The sequence below is a fragment of the Candidatus Protofrankia californiensis genome (assembly GCF_900634765.1).
Classification (GTDB): Bacteria; Actinomycetota; Actinomycetes; order Frankiales; family Frankiaceae; genus Protofrankia; species Protofrankia californiensis.
The window spans coordinates 8,462-11,785 of the sequence record NZ_CAAAFT010000108.1; the positions used below are offsets into that span (position 1 = coordinate 8,462).

The window sequence follows — 3,324 nt, forward strand, 5'->3', positions numbered from 1 at the left end:
CTGGTGACGCGGCCGTCGGTGACCCGGCCGCGGTCGGGGCGGGCCTGGCGACCCGTCGGGTGCGGGTGGGAACGGTGACCCTCACCGTCGAGATCGCCGAGACGCCGGCCGCCCGTATGCGCGGCCTCATGGCCCGTACGTCGCTTCCGTCCGGAACCGGCATGTTGTTCGTCTTCGACGGGGAGTCGACGGATGGTTTTTACATGTACCGGACCCTGCTCCCGCTCTCCATCGCGTTCTCCCGGTACGGGCGGATTGTGGTGATCCATGAGATGACGCCATGTGTCGAAGAGAATCCGAACCGTTGTGAGATCTACCGGGCTGATACCGCATACACGGCGGCGATCGAGGCGCCCGCCGGTACCTTCAGCAATGCCGGGATACGTCCAGGTGATAGGATTGAATTCCTCTAGCCACATCGGGATGTGGCATGTCAACAGTGAAAAATCCATGTTCCGATGTGATGGGAGCCATCAGGCGGCAATCAGATTTTGGATGAATGTCGACTGGATGTCATGTAGTGCTTGCAGTGTGGATCCGTCGTTGACGTGATGGGTCCGACAAGGCTTTCGGTGCCCTGTCGTCTATCTGACGATGGACGTTTCGGCCGTGGGGCGATGAAATAGGGCTGGGCCGTACGTGGCCGACCGTTTGTCGTCAGCGCTGTCGACACCCAGGTTCCGAAGGCCTGACCGCGACCGTCTCCCATCCCGGGAGGAGGCGACCACCGCGCGACCGGAGGGTTTTGTTGTGTATACACCGGCCCGTCCCACGGTTCCGGACAGCCGCTTGCACGTCGTTGCCGAGCAGTCCCGCTTCGCGGGCAGTCGGGGATGGCCGCCCAGGACGGCGCTTGTTACCGGCGCAAGCAGCGGAATCGGCAGGGAGGCGGCGCTGCTGCTCGGCGAGATGAACTGTAAGGTCTTGCTGGTCGGCCGTAACGGTGCCGCGCTCGACGAGGTCGCTGCGTCCACGGCGGGTCACCGGATCGCGGTGGACCTGTCGGTCTCGGGCGCCGAAGCCACGGTGGCTTCCCGCAGCGAGGATCTCCTCGGTGACCTCGACCTGCTGGTGTGCGCGGCCGGCCTCGGTTCGGCCGGTCCGTTCGACCAGCTGTCCCACGAAGCTCTTGCCGAGCTCGTGGCGGTCAATGTGCTGTCGCCGATGGCGCTCGTCCGTGCCGTGCTCCCGGCGATGCTCGAGCGTGGGCACGGGCGCATCCTGCTGGTCGGCAGTGTCGCCGGAGCACTGGGGGTTCGTGGTGAGGTCGCCTACTCGGCGACCAAGGCCGCGCTGGTCGGGTTCGCCAGTGCATTGCGATCCGAGGTCTCCGGTCGTGGTATTTCGGTTACCTTGTGTTTTCCTGGCGTCGTTGACACTGCTTTCTTCCGCCGTCGTGGAGCGCCGTACGTGCGCAGATGGCCACGCCTACAGCCGGCTCGCCTTGTTGCCGAGCGCATGCTGCTCGCAACCGGACGGGGCCAGGCCGAGATATGGGTGCCACGCTGGCTGTCGCTTGCCGCCCGCGTCCACGGGGCGGCGCCTCCGCTCTACCGGCGGTTGGCGGGCGTCTTCGGTTAGGAGCACTCGAGTAACAGGAGGTCGGCCCGGATCGTCGGTGATGCATCGCGCGACGGAGGAGGGAGACGCCACGCCCGTCCGCTGCGCGGCCGGTGAGCTTCTACTCGACGATGTCACGGCGGTAGTGGCCACCGGCAGGGGGTGGCTCCTGCGGCGAGTCCTTCGGCGCGGCGGTGTCCCCCGTGGATGTGAGGGTCCGCACGGTATCCGGACAGGCGGTAACGGGGTCATATCGGTCAGATCGGGGAATCATGTGGGGCACGCACTGAAAAGGGCGTGTCGTACGTCGAGTAGCCGGCCGAAGGTGGCGCGATCATGTTTTTCTCGCGCTCGGGGTTCCTGCCGGATCCGGGCTTCCTGCCGGATCGGCGAAGCCGATCTGGGAGGTCCGGGAGGCCCAAGTCCCCGCGTCGCTGGGGGGCCTTGAGGTTGAAGGTGGCATGATCATTATCGCTTCGTGCGGCCGGAGGCTCAGGAGTTTGGAGAGCAGACCTGTTCAGGCGCGCCGCCGGATGGCTCCCGCGGCGCGTGTCAGGCCCAACCGCTGACGAGGGGGAGGCGCATGACTACAAGCGACGCAAAGATCGGCACGCCGCCAGGCGGGCCGATGGGAACCCCCGGCGCGCCGCTGCCCGGAGACGCCCTCACTTCCTCACCCCAGGATGTGCTGCGGGCGGCTTCCGCCGAGAACTTCACGGTGTCTCCGCTGATCCTGCCGGCCCGGCAGCGGCAGCACCTGTTCGCCATCTACGGATTCGCCCGCCTCGTCGACGACATCGGCGACGAGGCGGGCGGCGACCGGCTCGCGCTGCTCGACACATTGGAAGCCGACCTTGAGCGGATCTGGGGCGGGACGCCGACGCTCCCGGTCATCCAGGCGCTGGCGCCGACCGTCCGGGAATGCGACCTGGGACCGGAGCCGTTCCGCCGGCTCGTCGCGGCCAACCGGCAGGACCAGTTGGTCACCCGGTACGACACCTTCGACGACCTGTTGCGTTACTGCACCCTGTCCGCCGATCCGGTGGGACACATGGTGCTGGGTGTCTTCGGCATCGGTACACCCGACCGGGTCGCGCTGTCGGACCGGATCTGCACGGCGCTGCAGATCGTCGAGCACGTTCAGGACGTGGCCGAGGACCTTGCCGCCGGCCGGATCTACCTGCCTCGTGAGGACCTCGACAGCTTCGGAGTGCGCGAGCAGGATCTTGCGCGCCGTACCGCCGGCCCGGCGGTACAGGAACTGATCGCCTTTCAGGTGCTGCGCGCCCGCCGGATCCTCGACGAGGGCACGCCGCTGGTGGGCCTGGTCAGCGGCCGGCTGCGGTTGGTCCTGGCCGGATTCGTCGGCGGTGGCCGTGGGGCGCTGGACGCGGTCGAACGCGCCGGGTGCGACGTCCTGGGCGGTGCTCCGACCGCGCCGAAGCCGCGGATCGCCCGGTACGCCCTGACGGTGGCGCTGGCATCGGTCACCCCGGCCGCCCGCCGGGCAGCCCGGTCGGCGCGCGTTGCGCTACCCCCGCTGGTCACCGGCGGTGGGATTATCACCAAGCCCACCGGGCGTGGAGGTGGCGAATGACCCCCGACGGTCCCTTCCGGTCGCCAACGGTCGTTGAGGCGTATGCGGCCTGTGAGGCGCTGACCCGGGAAGCCGCGCGCAACTTCTCCTACGGCATCCGGCTGCTGCCGGTTGACAAACGGGCGGCGTTGTCCGCGGTGTACGCCTTCGCCCGAAGACTCGACGAC

Annotated in this window: 4 protein-coding genes; all 4 read left to right on the forward strand. The window is 67.9% G+C overall.

Features of this window, described 5'->3' with window-relative positions:
* On the forward strand, positions 1-413 hold a 413-nt coding region (locus DD1DGNOD_RS06530; protein WP_165036479.1), incomplete at its 5' end, for a DUF192 domain-containing protein.
* A 337-nt stretch (positions 414-750) separates the two neighbouring features.
* On the forward strand, positions 751-1,581 hold the full coding sequence (locus DD1DGNOD_RS06535) for an SDR family NAD(P)-dependent oxidoreductase (protein WP_131765698.1): 831 nt from the start codon (positions 751-753) through the stop codon (positions 1,579-1,581).
* 562 nt (positions 1,582-2,143) lie between these two features.
* Complete coding sequence (gene hpnC, locus DD1DGNOD_RS06540) at positions 2,144-3,157, forward strand: squalene synthase HpnC (protein ID WP_131765699.1); 1,014 nt, start codon at positions 2,144-2,146, stop codon at positions 3,155-3,157.
* The coding region (locus DD1DGNOD_RS28865; RefSeq protein ID WP_165036481.1) for a squalene/phytoene synthase family protein at positions 3,154-3,324 on the forward strand (171 nt) is incomplete at its 3' end. The genes hpnC and DD1DGNOD_RS28865, both read left to right, overlap by 4 nt.

Excerpts from the sequence above, each read along its gene's own strand:
- hpnC (WP_131765699.1), top strand. The coding sequence starts at position 2,144 with ATGACTACAAGCGACGCAAAGATCGGCACGCCGCCAGGCGGGCCGATG.